Source organism: Hydrogenophaga sp. (assembly GCF_035481345.1).
In the GTDB taxonomy this organism is placed as follows: Bacteria; Pseudomonadota; Gammaproteobacteria; order Burkholderiales; family Burkholderiaceae_C; genus Hydrogenophaga.
This window is the reverse complement of the sequence record NZ_DATIGV010000198.1, coordinates 16,947-32,344: the sequence shown is the minus strand read 5'-3', so window position 1 is coordinate 32,344 and position 15,398 is coordinate 16,947. Positions and strand designations below refer to the sequence as shown.

The 15,398-nt window shown below is 68.9% G+C and carries 12 protein-coding genes; 7 read left to right on the top strand and 5 right to left on the bottom strand.

Annotation, left to right across the window (positions count from 1 at the left end):
- Window positions 1-611 (top strand): cell envelope integrity protein TolA (gene tolA / locus VLG41_RS21270; RefSeq protein WP_325351382.1); only part of this gene is annotated, 611 nt, incomplete at its 5' end.
- Between the two features lie 60 nt (window positions 612-671).
- On the opposite strand, the gene dnaE is transcribed toward tolA, so the two are convergent.
- Genes dnaE through VLG41_RS21245 form a run of 5 tightly spaced genes read right to left on the bottom strand, consistent with a single transcriptional unit; the run spans window position 672 to window position 6,756 of the window.
- Window positions 672-4,241: a DNA polymerase III subunit alpha gene (gene dnaE / locus VLG41_RS21265; protein ID WP_325351381.1), complete on the bottom strand. Its 3,570-nt coding sequence runs from the start codon at window positions 4,239-4,241 to the stop codon at window positions 672-674.
- Between the two features lie 45 nt (window positions 4,242-4,286).
- Window positions 4,287-4,982, bottom strand: a complete 696-nt coding sequence (locus VLG41_RS21260) for a DUF599 domain-containing protein (RefSeq protein ID WP_325351380.1) — start codon at window positions 4,980-4,982, stop codon at window positions 4,287-4,289.
- A 36-nt stretch (window positions 4,983-5,018) separates the two neighbouring features.
- Window positions 5,019-5,573, bottom strand: a complete 555-nt coding sequence (locus VLG41_RS21255; protein ID WP_325351379.1) for a flavodoxin family protein — start codon at window positions 5,571-5,573, stop codon at window positions 5,019-5,021.
- 37 nt (window positions 5,574-5,610) lie between these two features.
- Window positions 5,611-6,018 (bottom strand): DoxX family protein, encoded by a 408-nt coding sequence (locus VLG41_RS21250; protein WP_325351378.1) that lies wholly within the window; start codon window positions 6,016-6,018, stop codon window positions 5,611-5,613.
- A 36-nt stretch (window positions 6,019-6,054) separates the two neighbouring features.
- Window positions 6,055-6,756, bottom strand: a complete 702-nt coding sequence (locus VLG41_RS21245) for a pirin family protein (RefSeq protein WP_325351377.1) — start codon at window positions 6,754-6,756, stop codon at window positions 6,055-6,057.
- 127 nt (window positions 6,757-6,883) lie between these two features.
- Here VLG41_RS21245 and VLG41_RS21240 point away from each other — a divergent pair, with 127 nt between their 5' ends.
- The 6 genes from VLG41_RS21240 (at window position 6,884) to VLG41_RS21215 (ending at window position 15,395) form a co-directional block, all read left to right on the top strand.
- Window positions 6,884-7,834: a LysR family transcriptional regulator gene (locus VLG41_RS21240; RefSeq protein WP_325351376.1), complete on the top strand. Its 951-nt coding sequence runs from the start codon at window positions 6,884-6,886 to the stop codon at window positions 7,832-7,834.
- A complete protein-coding gene (locus VLG41_RS21235; protein ID WP_325351383.1) occupies window positions 7,821-8,951 on the top strand; it encodes an NAD(P)/FAD-dependent oxidoreductase in 1,131 nt (376 codons plus the stop codon). Before VLG41_RS21240 ends, VLG41_RS21235 begins: the two co-directional genes overlap by 14 nt.
- Complete coding sequence (gluQRS, locus tag VLG41_RS21230) at window positions 8,948-9,835, top strand: tRNA glutamyl-Q(34) synthetase GluQRS (protein ID WP_325351375.1); 888 nt, start codon at window positions 8,948-8,950, stop codon at window positions 9,833-9,835. Before VLG41_RS21235 ends, gluQRS begins: the two co-directional genes overlap by 4 nt.
- Window positions 9,836-9,976: 141 nt before the next feature.
- A complete protein-coding gene (locus tag VLG41_RS21225) occupies window positions 9,977-11,818 on the top strand; it encodes a hypothetical protein (RefSeq protein ID WP_325351374.1) in 1,842 nt (613 codons plus the stop codon).
- A gap of 218 nt (window positions 11,819-12,036) precedes the next feature.
- On the top strand, window positions 12,037-14,886 hold the full coding sequence (locus VLG41_RS21220; RefSeq protein WP_325351373.1) for a hypothetical protein: 2,850 nt from the start codon (window positions 12,037-12,039) through the stop codon (window positions 14,884-14,886).
- Between the two features lie 23 nt (window positions 14,887-14,909).
- Window positions 14,910-15,395, top strand: a complete 486-nt coding sequence (locus VLG41_RS21215) for a hypothetical protein (RefSeq protein ID WP_325351372.1) — start codon at window positions 14,910-14,912, stop codon at window positions 15,393-15,395.
- Window positions 15,396-15,398 lie beyond the last annotated feature (3 nt).

The following is a 15,398-nucleotide window of genomic DNA, read 5'->3' as shown; positions in this document are numbered from 1 at the left end:
CGGCACCGCCGCCCCCTCCGGCCCCCGCACAACAGCAGGCCGATATCGCGACGCAGAAGGCCAAGGAAAAAGAGAAGCAAGAACGCGAACGCGCCGAGCGGCTGGCGGCCGAGAAGAAGGTCGCAGCGGAAAAGGCCGCGGCCGAGAAGAAGCGCGCCGAGGCCGAGCGCCAGGAAAAGCTCGCCGAAGAAAAGCGCGAAGCCCAGCGCAAGGCCGCGCAGGAAAAGCGCCAGGCCGAGCTGCAGGAACAACTGCGCAAGGAACAACTCGCCCGCATGATGGGCCAGGCCGGCGCCAGCGGCTCGCCGCAAAGCACGGGCACGGCCCAGCAGTCCAGCGGCCCCTCGGCCAGCTACGCCGGCAAGGTGGCCGCGCGCATCAAGCCCAACGTGGTGTTCACCGAATCCGCGCCGGGCAACCCGCGCGCCGAGGTCCAGGTCAGCGTCGCACCCGACGGCACCATCACCGGCCACAAGCTCGTCAAGAGCAGCGGCAACGCCGCGTGGGACGACGCCGTGCTGCGCGCCATCGACCGCACCGGCACCCTGCCGCGCGACGTCGATGGCCGCGTGCCCTCCTCGCTCGTGATCGGCCTGCGCCCGCTGGATTGAGCCCGCCGCGCGCCGGCAGGCGCGCAGACGAAGCGGCGGCGCGCTCGCCACCGCACTCCGTCAATCGAACACGATCTCCGCCCGCTGCTCGTGCGCCTGCGCCGTCCAGCTCGCCAGCGCCGCGTCGGTGGGAAAGAACAGCGCCCGGTCGTCCAACTGCAGTTCACAACGCGCCCCGTCGCGCTGCAGCGCCAGGCGCACCGGCAGGCCGCGCACGAATTCGCCCTGCTCGCTCATCTCGCGCTTGGGCGGGAAGTCGCGCACCAGTTGCGCCACCGACGGCGCGTGCCCGTTGACCGCCACCCTCAGGTACTTGCCGAAGCGGCAGCGCGCGCTGGCCAGGTCCCACACCTGCTGGATCTTCAGCCGCAAGCCGCCCGAAAAGCGGTCCGGCTGGGCCACGGCCTGCACCACGATCAGCTCGTCGTCCTTCAACAGCGCGCGGTGCGCATTGATCAGGTTCTCGTCGGCACTGGTCTCCAGCACGCCGGTCTTGTCGTCGATCTTGAACAGCGCGAGCTTGCCGCGCTGGCCGTTGATGACGCGGAAGTCGGTGACGATGCCCGCGAGAATCACCGGGTCGCGGCTGTCCACCACGTCCACCAGCCGCGTGCGCGCGAAACGCCGCACCTCGCGCTCCACCTCGTCGAACAGGTGGCCCGAGAAGTAGAAGCCGATGGCGCTCTTCTCGAGCGTGAGTTTTTCCTTCACGCCCCAGGGCATGGTCGCCACCAGCTCGGGCTCCTGCGTGCTGGAGCCGTGGTCGTCACCGCCCAGCATGTCGAACAGGCCACCCTGGTGGGCATTGGCCTGCGTGGTGGCCGCGTACTCGAAGGCGATGTCCAGCGTGGCCAGCAACTCCGCGCGGTTCAGGTGCAAGGCATCGAAGGCGCCGGCCTTGATGAGCGCTTCCACCGTGCGTTTGTTGATGCGCGTGCGGTCCACGCGCAGGCAGAAGTCGAACAGGCTCTTGAACGGGCCGCTCTCGCCGCCGTTCGGCCCTTCGCCGCGGCCCTCGCGCGCGGCCACGATGGCCTCGATGGCCGCCTGGCCCGTGCCCTTGATGGCGCCCAGACCGTAGCGAATGAGCTTGTCCGTCACCGGCTCGAAGCGATACACGCCACGGTTCACGTCGGGCGGCTCGAAGGCCAGGCCCATCTTCAGCGCGTCCTCGAACAAGACCTTGAGCTTGTCCGTGTCGTCCATCTCCACGGTCATGTTCGCGCAGAAGAACTCGGCCGTGTAGTGGACCTTGAGCCAGCCCGTGTGGTACGCCAGCAGCGAGTACGCGGCCGCGTGCGACTTGTTGAAGCCGTAACCCGCGAACTTCTCCATCAGGTCGAAGATCTCGTCGGCCTTGTCCCGGGCGATGCCGTGGGTCTTGAGCGCACCGGCGCGGAATTTCTCGCGGTGCTCGGCCATCTCCTCGGCCTTCTTCTTGCCCATGGCGCGGCGCAGCAGGTCGGCGCCGCCGAGCGAGTAGCCGCCCAGGATCTGGGCCGTCTGCATCACCTGCTCCTGGTAGACCATGATCCCGTAGGTCTCGCTGAGCATGTCGGCCACGGCCGGGTGCGGGTACTCCACCGCCTCGCGCCCGTGCTTGCGCGCCACGAAGCTGGGGATCAGGTCCATCGGGCCCGGGCGGTACAGCGCGTTCAGCGCGATCAGGTCCTCCAGGCGCGTGGGCTTGGCGTCGCGCAGCATGCCTTGCATGCCGCGGCTTTCAAACTGGAACACGGCTTCGGTCTGACCACGCGAGAACAGGGCATAGACCTTGGGGTCGTCCAGGCGCACGTCCTCGAAGCGGAAGTTCTCCTGCCCCTTGTGGCGCTTGACGATGAACTCGCGCGCGATCTCCAGGATGGTGAGCGTGGCCAGGCCCAGGAAGTCGAACTTCACCAGGCCGATGGCCTCCACGTCGTCCTTGTCGTACTGGCTCACGGCCGACTCGCTGCCCGGCTGCGCGTACAGCGGACAGAAGTCGGTGAGCTTGCCCGGGGCGATGAGCACGCCGCCCGCGTGCATGCCCACGTTGCGGGTCATGCCTTCGAGCTTCTGCGCCAGTTCGATCAGGGTCTTGACGTCCTCTTCCTGGCGCACGCGATCGGCCAGCATCGGCTCCATCTCGAGCGCGTAGTTGTTCTTGTCGCCTTCCTTCTTGGGCACCGGCGGGTACTGCAGCGTCACGCTCATGCCGGGCTTGTTGGGCACCAGCTTGGAGATGCCGTCGCAGAAGCCGTAGGACAGGTCGAGCACGCGGCCCACGTCGCGGATGGCCGCGCGCGCGGCCATGGTGCCGAAGGTGGCGATCTGGCTCACCGCGTCCTTGCCGTACTTCTGCTTCACGTAGTCGATGACGCGGTCGCGGTTGCCCTGGCAGAAGTCGATGTCGAAGTCGGGCATGGACACCCGCTCCGGGTTGAGGAAGCGCTCGAACAGCAGGTTGTACTGCAGCGGGTCGAGGTCGGTGATCTTGAGCGCATAGGCCACGAGCGAGCCCGCGCCCGAGCCGCGGCCCGGCCCCACCGGGCAGCCGTTGTTCTTGGCCCAGTTGATGAAGTCGCCCACGATCAGGAAGTAGCCCGGGAAGCCCATCTTCAGGATGGTGCCGATCTCGAACTCCAGGCGCTCCACGTAGCGCGGGCGTTGCTGGTCGCGCTCGGCGGCGTCGGGGTACAGGTGCGCCAGACGTTCTTCCAGGCCCTCGAAGGAGGACTGGCGGAAGAAGTCCTCCATGGGCATGGGCACGCCGTCGATGAGCGGCGTGGGGAAGTTGGGCAGTTGCGGCTTGCCCAACACGAGCGTGAGGTTGCAGCGCTTGGCGATCTCCGCCGTGTTGGCCACGGCGGACGGCAGGTCGGCGAACAGCGCGGCCATGTCGGCCGCGGGCTTGAACCACTGTTCGCGCGTGAAGCGCCGCACGCGGCGGTTGTTGGCCAGGATCTCGCCCTCGGCGATGCACACGCGCGCCTCGTGCGACTCGTAGTCGTCGGGCCCCAGGAACTGCACCGGGTGCGTGGCCACCACCGGCAGGCGCAGGCGCGCGGCCAGTTGCGCGGCCGCCACCACGTGGCGCTCGTCGTCGGCGCGGCCGGCGCGCTGCAGTTCGATGTAGAAGCGGTGCGGGAACACCGTGGCCAGCGTCAAGGCGGCGTCGCTGGCGCGCTGTGCATCGCCCGCCATCAGGGCCTGCCCCACCGGGCCGGCCTGCGCGCCCGACAGCAGGATCAGGCCCGCGTTGAGCTCTTCCAGCCACTCGCGCTTGAGCACGGCCTGGTCGCGCACCACGTTGCGCGTCCAGGCGCGCGCCAGCAGCTCGCTGAGGTTGAGGTAGCCCTGTTTGTCCTGCACCAGCAGCAGCACGCGCGGCAGCGGCGGCTGGTGGGCGCCGGGCATGGCGTTGGGCGTCTCGTCGGTGAAGCCCTGCAGCAGCACCTCGGCGCCGATGATGGGCTTGACGCCGGCGTCGCGTCCGGCCTTGTAGAACTTGACGGCGCCGAAGAGGTTGTTGAGGTCGGTGATGGCCAGCGCGGGCTGGCCGTCGGCCGCGGCGGCGGCCATCACGTCGTCGATGCGGTTGGTGCCGTCGACGACGGAAAACTCGGTGTGCAGGCGCAGGTGAACGAACATGCGCCCGATTTTAGAAGGCCGGCCCCCGGATCATTTCGCCGCCCTTCAGTCGCGCAGGATGTGCAACACCTCGGAGCGGAATTCGCGGCTGTAGAGAATGGCCACCACCACCATGGTGGCCATCACCATGGCGAATGGTGAGACGAACCAGCCCAGCAGCGCAAACGAGAAGTAGTAGGCGCGCAGGCCGTCGTTCATGGTCTCGGCCGCGGAGGCCACCAGGGCGGCGGCGCGATCGGCGAAGGCCAGGCGATCGAACTTGCCCGACTCGAAGTCCTCGGGCGGCGGCATGGACCCGATCACCAGCGCCACGAAGGTGTACTGGCGCATGGACCAGGAAAAACGGAAGAACGAGTACACGAAGATCGCCACCAGCACGAGGATCTTGAACTCGAACACGATCAGCGTGGTCGCCTGCGCGAACGGGATCTCGCTCATCAGCTCCGTGGCCTTGTCGGTGGTGCCCAGCAGCGCGAACAGGGCACCCACGATCAGGATCGAGGTGGAGGAGAAGAAGGCCGGCGTGGTCGACAGGTTCTGCGTGATGATCCCGTCGAGCATGCGCGGGTCGCGCGCAATGGCCTGCTCCATCCAGTAGCGCCGGTAGCGGTTGGTGGTGCGCAGCAGCGAAGGCCGGGTCTTGGCCCAGGCCTTGGCGAACACCGCGTAGCCGATCCAGAGCGAAAAATAGCAGGCCAGCGCGAGCCAGTCTGCCCAGGGGAGGATGCTGAGGATCTTCATGAGGACGCGATGCTACGCCTCATGAAGCGAAGGCGATCAGCGCTTGAACCGCGCCGCCACCGCAGCCACCCGCTCACCGAAGAGGCGCGCCGTTTCCAGGTCGCCCGGCAGCATGTCCTGGGCGCCCGCGTCGGACGGGCTTTGCGCGATGGCGCCGCTGTACGACACCAGGTAATTCACGTCGTTGCGCTGCGCGCCCTTGGTGTTGGCGGGCATCAGGCCCTGGCTCACCCAGATCATGCCGTGCTGCATGGCCAGGGTGAACAGGCTGTTGAGCGTGGCCTGCTTGTCGCCGTTCATGCCGGCGCTGTTGGTGAAGCCGGCGGCGAGCTTGTCCTTCCACTTCTGCGCGAACCAGGCCTTGCTGGAGGCGTCGGCGAATTTCTTGAACTGCCAGCTCACGCTGCCCATGTAGGTGGGCGTGCCGAAGACGATGGCATCGGCCGCGTCCAGCGCCTCCCATCCGCCCTCGGGCAGGTTGCCATCGGCGTCGATGGCGATGAGCTCGGCCCCCGCGCCATCGGCCACCGACTGCGCCATGCGCTGGGTGTGGCCGTAGCCGGAGTGATAAACGACAACTACTTTGGTCATGGAATGGTTCGTGCAGAGTGTCAGGGAAGGAAAGCGATCAGCCGCCGCGCTTGGCGTCCAGGCTGAACGCACCGGCGCCGAAGGCCGCGATGGCGAGCAGGCCGCCGACGACGGCGACGTTCTTGAAGAACATCAGCGACTGCATCATCTGCGCCTCGGCCGGCATGGACCAGTAGGCGTGGAAGAAGAACGAGGCCACCAGCGTGAACACCGCCAGCACCAGCGCGGCCGGGCGGGTGAACAGGCCGATGATCAGCAGGATCGAGGCACCCACCTCCACCAGGATCGCGAGGGCAGCTCCCACTTCGGGCATGGGCAGGCCGACCGAGCCGATGTAGCCGGCCGTGCCCGCGAAGCCGCCGATCTTGGAAATGCCGGCGGGCAGGAACAGCAGGGCCATCAGCAGGCGGGCCAGCAGGGCGAAGGGGTTTTGCAAAGCGGTCATGGGCGTTTCTCCAGGGTTGAAAGAACAGGGGGGGAATCAATGAGCGAGGTCGAACACCAACACTTCGGCGTCCGAACCCTTCGCGAGGGTAAGCGAGGTTTCACCGTCCAGTACGGCGGCGTCGCCACCGGAGAGGCGCTCGCCATTGACCTCGAGTTCGCCGCGCACCAGGTGCACATAGGCCTTGCGTTGCGGGTCCAGCGCGATCTGCGCCGATTCCGCGCCGTCGAACAGGCCGGCGTACATCGCGGCGTCGGCGTGAATGGTGACGGAGCCGTCCTGGCCATTGGGTGAGGCCACCAGGCGCAGTTGGCCGCGCTTTTCCGCCTCGGCGAAGCCTTTTTGCTCATAGCTCGGCGGGATGCCGCGCTGGTTCGGCTCGATCCAGATCTGCAGGAAATGCGTGGTGTCGTTGGGCGCGTGGTTGAACTCGCTGTGGCGCACGCCGGTGCCGGCGCTCATGCGCTGCACGTCGCCGGGCGGGATGCCCTTGACGTTGCCCATGCTGTCCTGGTGCGCCAGGTTGCCTTGCAGCACGTAGCTGATGATTTCCATGTCGCGGTGGCCGTGCGTGCCGAAGCCGGTGCCCGGGGCGATGCGGTCCTCGTTGATCACGCGCAGGTTGCCCCAGCCCATCCAGGCGGGGTCGAAGTAATCGGCGAAGGAGAAGGAGTGGAAGCTCTTGAGCCAGCCGTGGTCGGCATAGCCTCGGGCGTCGGAGCGGCGGATCTGCATCATGGCGTTCGTCCTTTCTGCGTGGGGCCAGCGGGGCTGGCATGGGCTGAATTCTGGGCACGCCACCCCCGTCCAGGGCCGCAGGGTTTTGATGGCATCATTCAAAATCTTTGAACACAAATACCCCCTGATGCCCGCACCCATCACCGCCCGCAGCGCCCTGTCCGCCGAGAACCTGGCCTTGGTGGAGGCCGTCTCGCGCCTGGGCAGCATGGCCGCCGCCGCGCGCGAGCTGGGCATGGTTCCCAGCGCCCTCACCTACCGCATCCGCCAGATCGAGGACGCGCTGGACGTGCTGCTGTTCGACCGCAGCGCGCGCCGCGCCGCGATCACCCCGGCCGGGGCCGAACTCCTTCGCGCGGGCGAGTTCCTGCTCAACGAATTCGACGCCGTGGCCCAGCGCGTCAAGCGCGTGGCCACGGGCTGGGAGCCGCAGCTCACCATCGCGGCCGACGCACTCATCTCGCGGGCCACGCTGTTCGAACTGTGCGAGTCGTTCTACGCCACCGGCGCGCCCACGCGCCTGCGGCTGCGCGCGGAAACCCTTTCGGGCACGCTGGAGGCGCTGCAGAACGGCCTGGCCGACCTGGCCCTGGGCGTGGCGGCCGACTCGGTGGGCCCCGGTCTTCAGGCCGCGCCGCTGGGCACGGCGGATTTCGTGTACGCCGTGGCGCCCCACCACCCCCTGGCTCGATTGAATGAGACCCTGACCGAAGAGCACATGCGCCAGCACCGCGCCGTGGCCGTGGCCGACAGCACCCAGCGCGGCCGTGGCGTGAGCCACAACCTGCTGCCCGGGCAGGACGTGCTGACCGTGCCCACCATGCAGCACAAGCTGGAGGCGCAACTGCGCGGCCTGGGCGCGGGCTTCCTGCCCACGCCGCTGGCGCAGCCCTACATCAATGCGGGGCGGCTGGTGGTCAAGCCCGTGCAGCAAGGCGAGCGCAGTTTCCGTGTCTCCTACGCCTGGCGCCAGACACGTCCCTCCGCCGACAGCGGGCGCGCGCTGCGCTGGTGGCTGGACCACCTCAAGCACGGGGGCACGCGCGACGCGCTTCTGGCAAACCATCACCAGAGCTGAACACCGCCGCTGCTACATTCGCGAGATGACCTCACGCCCTCGCTCATCTCCGCGCGCCCCTTTGCACGTCGCCGTGGTGGGCGCGGGCATGGCGGGCGTCACCGCCGCGCGCACGCTGCTGCAGGCCGGCCACCGCGTCACGCTGGTCGACGCGGCCCCCGCCGTTGGCGGGCGCATGGCCACGCGGCGCACCGAATTCGGCGGATTCGACCCCGGCGTGCAGTACTTCACCGTGCGCGACCCGCGCTTCGAACTGGCGCTGCGCGCCACCGCCACCCGCGCCGTGCGCGCCTGGAGCGCCAGCACCGTGCGCGTGCTCGACGAATTCGGCCACGTGCTGGCCAGCGCCCCGCCGCCCACCGAACCGCACTTCGTGGCCGCACCGGGCATGAACGCCCTGGTCTCGCTGTGGGCACAGCCGCTGCTCAAGCCCGAAGCGAACGGCCTGCCGACGGCGCAGGCGCTGATGGACACCCCGGTCTCGCACATCGAACGCGACGCCCTGCACCCCGAGCAATGGCAGTTGCGCACCGCCGACGCCGATGGCGGCCAGCGCGTGCTCGGCGGCTTCGACCGCGTGGTGCTCGCCGTCCCGCACCCGCAGGCGCACGCGCTGCTGCTGGCCTCGGGCCTGGCGCCCGAACTGCGCCAGGCGCTGGCCCCCGTGCACGTGGCGCCGTGCTGGACGCTCATGGTCGCCTTCCCGCAGGCCATGCAGCCCGGCCTGTACCACCTGGGCCCGCAGTGGAGCGCGGCGCGCAGCACGCATCACCGCATCAGCTGGCTCGCGCGCGAATCGAGCAAGCCCGCGCGCGACCCCATCGAACGCTGGACCGTCCAGGCCAGCCCGGCCTGGTCCACCAGGCACCTGGAAGACGACGCCGAGCGTGTGAAGGCCAAGTTGCTCAAGGGCTTCGCCGAGATCACCGGCATCCGTGCCACGCCGCCCTTCGCCGAGGTACAGCGGTGGCGCTACGCGCAGACACAAACGCCACTGGGCCGCAGCCACCTGCTCGACGCCAGCCTGGGCATCGGCCTGTGCGGCGACTGGTGCCTGGGCCACCGCGTGGAAGACGCCTTCGTCTCGGGACTGGAGCTCGCGCTGGCCCTGGCGTGACCTACCGCGGACGCTTCGCCCCCTCGCCCACCGGCCCGCTGCACGCCGGCTCGCTGGTGGCCGCGCTGGCCAGTTGGCTGGACGCCCGCGCCCATGGCGGCACCTGGCTCGTGCGCATCGAAGACGTGGACACGCCGCGCTGCATCCCCGGTGCGGACCAACTGATCCTGCAACAGCTCGCCGCCTGCGGCCTGGTGAGCGACGGGCCCGTGGTGTGGCAATCGCGGCGCGAAGCCCTCTACCAGGCGGCGCTGGACCGCCTCATCGCCCAGGGCGACGCCTACCCCTGCGCCTGCTCGCGCCAGGACATCGAACGCGCCTTGCTGGCCAGCGGCGCGCCGCGCGAACGTCACCAGGCCGCCGTCTACCCCGGCACCTGCCGGCCCGAGCGCGGCGGGCTGCAAGGCCGCGCGCCGCGCGCCTGGCGCTTTCGGGTACCCGACGCCGCGCGGGTGGACTGGACCGACCGCCGCCTCGGCCCCCAGTCGCAGGACGTGGCACAGGCCGTGGGCGACTTCATCCTGCGCCGCGCCGACGGCCTGTGGGCCTACCAGCTCGCCGTGGTCGTGGACGACGCGGCACAGGGCATCACGCACGTGGTGCGCGGCGAGGACCTGGCCGACAACACGCCGCGCCAGATCCTGCTGCAGCGCGCGCTGGCGCTGCCCACGCCGGCCTACCGGCACACGCCGCTGGTGCTGGGTGAGAACGGCGAAAAGCTGAGCAAGCAGAACGGCGCGGTGGCGCTGGACCTGAGCGATCCGCTCGCCGCCCTGAACGCGGCGGCGCGCGCGCTGGGCCTGGCGCCGCACGCGGGGTCCGTCGACTCGGCGCTGGCGGCCTGGACCCCAGCCTGGTCCCGTTCGGCCCCTCCCACGAACTGAGCGCCGTCCCTGGCGCGACGCGCGCCCCGGCCCGCCCAGACCGGGCCGTGGCTTGAGCGCTTCATCAGGAATGGGCTTGCCCCCCGCCGCCACTCAGCCGTCGCCCATCGGCACGACTTCCACACCACCCAAGGGACCGTCATGAGATCAAACCTCTTTGCACCCGTCTTTGATGGAAGAAAAATGGATGTGACAAGTGGAATGAAAGGGGCCAACACGCCCGACTCCTCCACCGACTCCCCCAATCGATCCCCCTCGGGCACCCGAGCCGCCAACACCTTCGGCTCACGTCCCAGCAAGCCCTTCTTCACCATCACATCGCAGGCCACGCCACCGAAGCCAGACTCACCGCGCTTGGGCGCCAGCCGCGAGGCTCAGGAGAAGGCCACACGCAAGGCCGCCGACGATCGCGCGAACGCGATCGTTGAACGCATGCAGCAATGGCTCGACCAAGGACAGACGGTCGAAGCGATCCACTTGATCGACAAGGCGCTGGCGGACATCACGATCGACCAGCCCCCGCGCTTCCAATGGCGCCTGCTGAAGGCCCTCGCGACAGCCTTCATGAACTCGGCCACATCCGGCGACCTGACAGACTGCGAGGGCATCACCCAGGCCATCCGGGCACTGGCGCAGCGAGGGTGGTGGGACCCCACGCGCAAACCCTTCCTCTTCCTATCGCCGATGCACCGGCAGGCGCTCCTGGCGCGTTGCGACGGGTCCGTGAGGATCGCCGTCATGGGCCCGGACATCGAGCGACAGCTCGGCGGTCCAGCGGGCATGTTGAATGTGTGCGACATCGCGGTCCTGCTGGACCACATGGACAGCCTGTTCCAGGACGCCCAGGAACACCAGGACCGGGCATGCCTGAAAAGAGTTCTCGATTGGTCGCGGCGGCTGGACAGCCTGGCGAGGGACTCTTCCTCCTCCAACGCTCCCATCTCCCACAGCATCGCTGCGCAGGCCCTGTTGCCGCACCGCTGCGCTCATCTGATCAGGAGCTGCGTGGCAGCGCTGAGCCGGGTTCAAACGAAGACGATCCACGTCAACGAGAAACTGACGCTGAAGCTCCACCACGACTGGCTGTCGGGGATGTGGGCGCTGAAGTCGCACCAGCCCGCCGACGACCGAGGCTTCGACCACACAGCGAACGCACATGCAGATTTCATCTCCACCATCGATGGCCTGCTGATAGACCCCGAGGGACCGCCCTGGCACGTGATGGAAGACTGCGTCACCCAGGCCTGCCAGGCGATGGACTGGAACGCCGACGGTATGCCCTGGTTGCAGTGGCGTCTGCTCATGGCGGGGCGCGACGGGCCGGCAAACGAACGGACGCGGTGGCTCGGGCCGTACCTCACAGCGTTCGAGCAGGAACTGGCACACCATCCCTCCGACGGCCAGGGAAGCGCTCGCGATCGGCTCTTCGACATTCTTGTGCGACTGGCCCGATCCGACTGGCCCAGCAGCAGCGTGCAGAGGGTGCTCGACGCGATCCTGCGCGCGCGCGGATGGCAGCCCAGTGCCTCGCAGCGGTTTTCGCTCGGCTTGTCGTTCGCGCAGCGCGGCGAACCACAAGCGCTCGCCGATCTGCTGCGGCAAGGGTGTCCCGAAGACCAGGTGAGCCAGACGCAACGGCTCAAGCTGCTCGAGCTCTGCAACCCGAAGGATCTGATTGCCGATGCCGGCCCACCATGGCCGCGTCCGGCCCTGAGCCTCGCGGCCCGCATCGAATTGCTGCGCCTGGCCTCGCCGCTGTTTCCTCCTGAGGGCTCCTGGCTGCGCCTGACCTACGAGGAGCGGTGCTCGGCATGCGAGGCGCTGCGCTTGCAGCGCGAGACCCAGCAGCCTCGGCCCCCCATCGGGGCCGCCCGCACCCCGCAGCAGGGCTCGCCTCAGCGCTCTGGCCTCGTGCGTCTCGGCATCGCGACACGCCGAACCCCGCAGGACCAGCACAAGCTCCTGTCGGCCTTGTTCTCCTAACTGGCGCTCGAACGACGAACGCGCGCCCAGGCCCAGGTATTTCAAGAAGGAGCCCCATGGATCCCAGAAAAACGCCGACTTCCGGCTCGACATGGCGAGACGCACGCGGCGCCACCCCATCGACGCGCCTGCGCGATGGCCTGCCGCAAGGACCGGGCACGGCCACTCGACCCATCGGGACCACCACGCCCAACGCCGGCGGCGAGCCGGCGGCCCGCGTGCTGCAGGGCATGCCGCCGATGCCGCTCAGTCGCTTGTCGCCCTTCACGGTCTCCATCGGGCGTGCCCCAGCCCGCACGTCGCAGCGGACGCTGTCGCAGTCCCTCTTCGATGGCCATCCCCCGCTGGTCGAACGAAAGACCGCTCCGGGAGGCGGCGCGCGCTTCAAGTTCACCCAGACCACGCCCCTGGAACAACTGCGCCAGCCCATTGACGCGGCCTGCCATGAGCTGTTCGCGCCTTCCCGGCCCCTGGACGAAGCCATCGCCTTTCTCGACGCGGTGTGCCGCCAGCCTGGCGATGCGCAGGTCTGGCAGGACATGCTGCGCTCCCATGGCGAAGCCCTGAGCCATTCGCGAGGGCTTTTGCCGCCCGAAGTCCTGTCCTGGGTAAAACGTTTGCGGCAAATGGCCCAGGCCGACCTCGGCGGGATCAACGGCCCAGGCGGGCGTGAGGCCCTTGGCTGGGCCCAGCGCCTGGTTCAAGGCTATGCGCAAGACGTCAGCGGGGCCGCCGCCAAGGCCTGTGCACTCGTCAATCAATGGGCGCGCGATCTCGGCAGCGGCACCCACACCAGCCCCATGCCCACCCCGCCGCTCACGCCGTCCCGCGCGAAACACCTCAGCTGGCACTCCGCGCAACGCACCGTCCGGCCGCTGGAACCGGATCCCGATGCCTCAGAGAAGTCCCCTCTCTCCACGCCGCACGACGACTCACCCGTGGGCCGTTCACTACAAAAAGCCGAGCAAAGCGGGGATGTCCAACCCCTGATCGACGCCCTGCGCGAGTGGCCAGGCGAGCGGCAGGACGACGACGACATCGAGTCAGAAGGGCGCCACATCCTGCGGCGGGTGCTGACGCTCTGCGAGACACGCGAGCTGGACACGGCGCAACGCGCCGACCTGCTGTACGCGGCCTATCCCCTGCTCGGCTCGGCCTGGACCTGCGATGCCCTGCTGCGCAGCGACTGCGCCACCGCTCTGCACCGATGGCTTGAACCCGGCGAGGCCACGCACCTGCTGCTGGCCAGTGGCCTGCCAGCCGAGCAGTTGCCCAGCGGGCATGCCCACCAGGAACACCTGGCCATGGTTCGCACGCTGATCCACTGGGGCTTGCCAGAGACCGCGGCCGCGCAGTTGCCAAGCCGCAGCCGCTACGCCTGGGCGCACCACAAGCTGTTCGACGGGGAGACTCCCCGCGTGCGCGTCGAAGGCGGCGGCCACGCGCCGCGCTTCCAAGGCGGGCCGGACCGGTTCAACGACATGGAGGTCGATGCGGTGCTCGAGGTATGCCAGAGCTGGCTCGATGCCCAGCGCCCCGATCTTGCGCTGGCCCTGATGGTGGCCACGAAGGATCAGGCCCTGACCGTCTCATGCCATCCCTCCCTGACGACCCGCTGGGAGACCTTGCTGCTGAAACTGAAGCGGCAGACGGCGGTGCTGGAGAACGCCCCTGCCGTGCCCTCGCCCCCATTCCTGAACAAGACCTTCGCCCCCTGGCTGACGGTCTCGCTGATCATCAATCCCGCGAATGGCCGCACGATCGATATCGCGTGCGTGGTCAGGGCGGATCTCGCGGCGAACGCCAAGCCCGCCGCTCGACAACGCGTCCTGCAGAAACTGGCGCTCTGGCTCGAAGCCGAACTGCGCGATCGCAACGGCCTGCCCTGGCCCTTGCTGACGAAGCTGCTGGAGTCGGTCCACATCCAGTTGGGGCCAGACATGGCCCTCCCATCGACGCAATGGCTGACGATGGCGACGATGCAGTTCGAGCGCTCGGGCGACATCGGGCCGATGCTGCCCCTGCTGTCCAGCCTGTCGGTTCAACAACGGCGCATGGAAATCGAGGGGCACCGAAAAGCCTTGCTGGACGAAGCCCAGCTGGACAAGGTCTTTCTGCTGGCGCAGGACCCGGACCTGGACGCGGTCAGCCGCGGCAACCTGATCCAGAACACCCTGCCCCTGTTGCCGAAGGAGCGCAACGGGCCCGGCGCGGCATCACACGCGGCCTGCCTGCTGGCCATGCTCGCCCTGGACGATCTGCTCATGCGGGCAAACCTCTTCGACGCCTACCGAGAGAAGTTCCCGTTCGCGGGCCGCAGCGACCTGACGCCCCGGCTGTTCATGCTGGCCAGCCAACTGAACGGGAACGAACGCCTTCGCAGCCCCCGCACCTGGAGCGCCTTCGTGCACCTGCCGCCACCGGGCGACGACACGGCCTGGCCGGTGTGGCGCGCGCTGTGCCGCGAGCTGGCCCGGCGCATGGTGCCGCGCATTCTGGAGGTCCAACAAGCCACGCCGCCGACACAGGAACAGCACCCGTTCAACGAGCTGATCCTGAGGACCCTGACCCGCCTGTCCCAGAACAAGCACCGGCCCGGCCTGGCGGCCGAACGCCTGGCCGAGTTGCTGGCCGACCTGACCGAGGCCATGCCTGCCACGCACCGCCGCGCCTGCCTCGTCCAACTGGAAGCGGCCAGCCGGGCGTCGATCGAACGCTTCCTCCAGCCCGAGGCGGGCGCGCGACCCGCCCCGGTGCCCCCCCTGCAGATCGCCCTGCTCGGCGCCCTGAGGGCCCTCATCGACCAACTCGGCGATGGCTCGCCTCGGACACCGGTGGCCGGCGCCACCCCGGCGTTCGACACCACCACCCAGTTCTTTCGTGAGTGGTTCGCCGTCCGCCTGGCGGGCCGCCTGAGCGACCGGCCCTACCAGGGACCCGACCTCAAGACGATCAAGCTGCTGCATGAGATCGACACCTATTCGCCGCGCCGGCTGCTGCTGCCTTCCCAGGCCGACCCGGTGCAGGCGCTCATCGAAGACCTGTTCGCGCTGCACAGGCTGACATGACCGGGCGCACGTCCGGTAAACCCATGACCCCAGTCCCCACCCCCCTGTCCCCCGAACTCCCCCGCCTGCTGCAAGCCGAACCCGAACTCTTCGGCGAATGCCGCGTCGAGGCCGAGGTGGTCAGCGGCGTGCTTCAGCACGAACACCCCATGGCCTGGCGCTGTCTGGCCGAGCTCGACGCCGTCGAGGCCCTGACCCTGGTCTCGCCCTCGCCGGCCGAACTCGACACCATGCCCGACTGGCGCGACCCGGGCTGGGACGTCTCCACGCAGGACATCGTCCCCGGTGAGGCCCTCACGCTCTGGTGGCACGCCGACACCCAGCAGGCCATGCTGGCCTCGATGATCCCGATCGACGAACTGCGGCACGACGCGGTGGCGCGCACGCTGCGCCTGCACACCGAAGGCCTGGCCCTGTGCCGGCGCCTGGCGCAACAGGCCTGGGCCGAGGCCCGGCCGCAGGACGCGATCGCGCTGGCGGAACCGTTGCAGGGCTGGCGTTTGGCCTGAAGC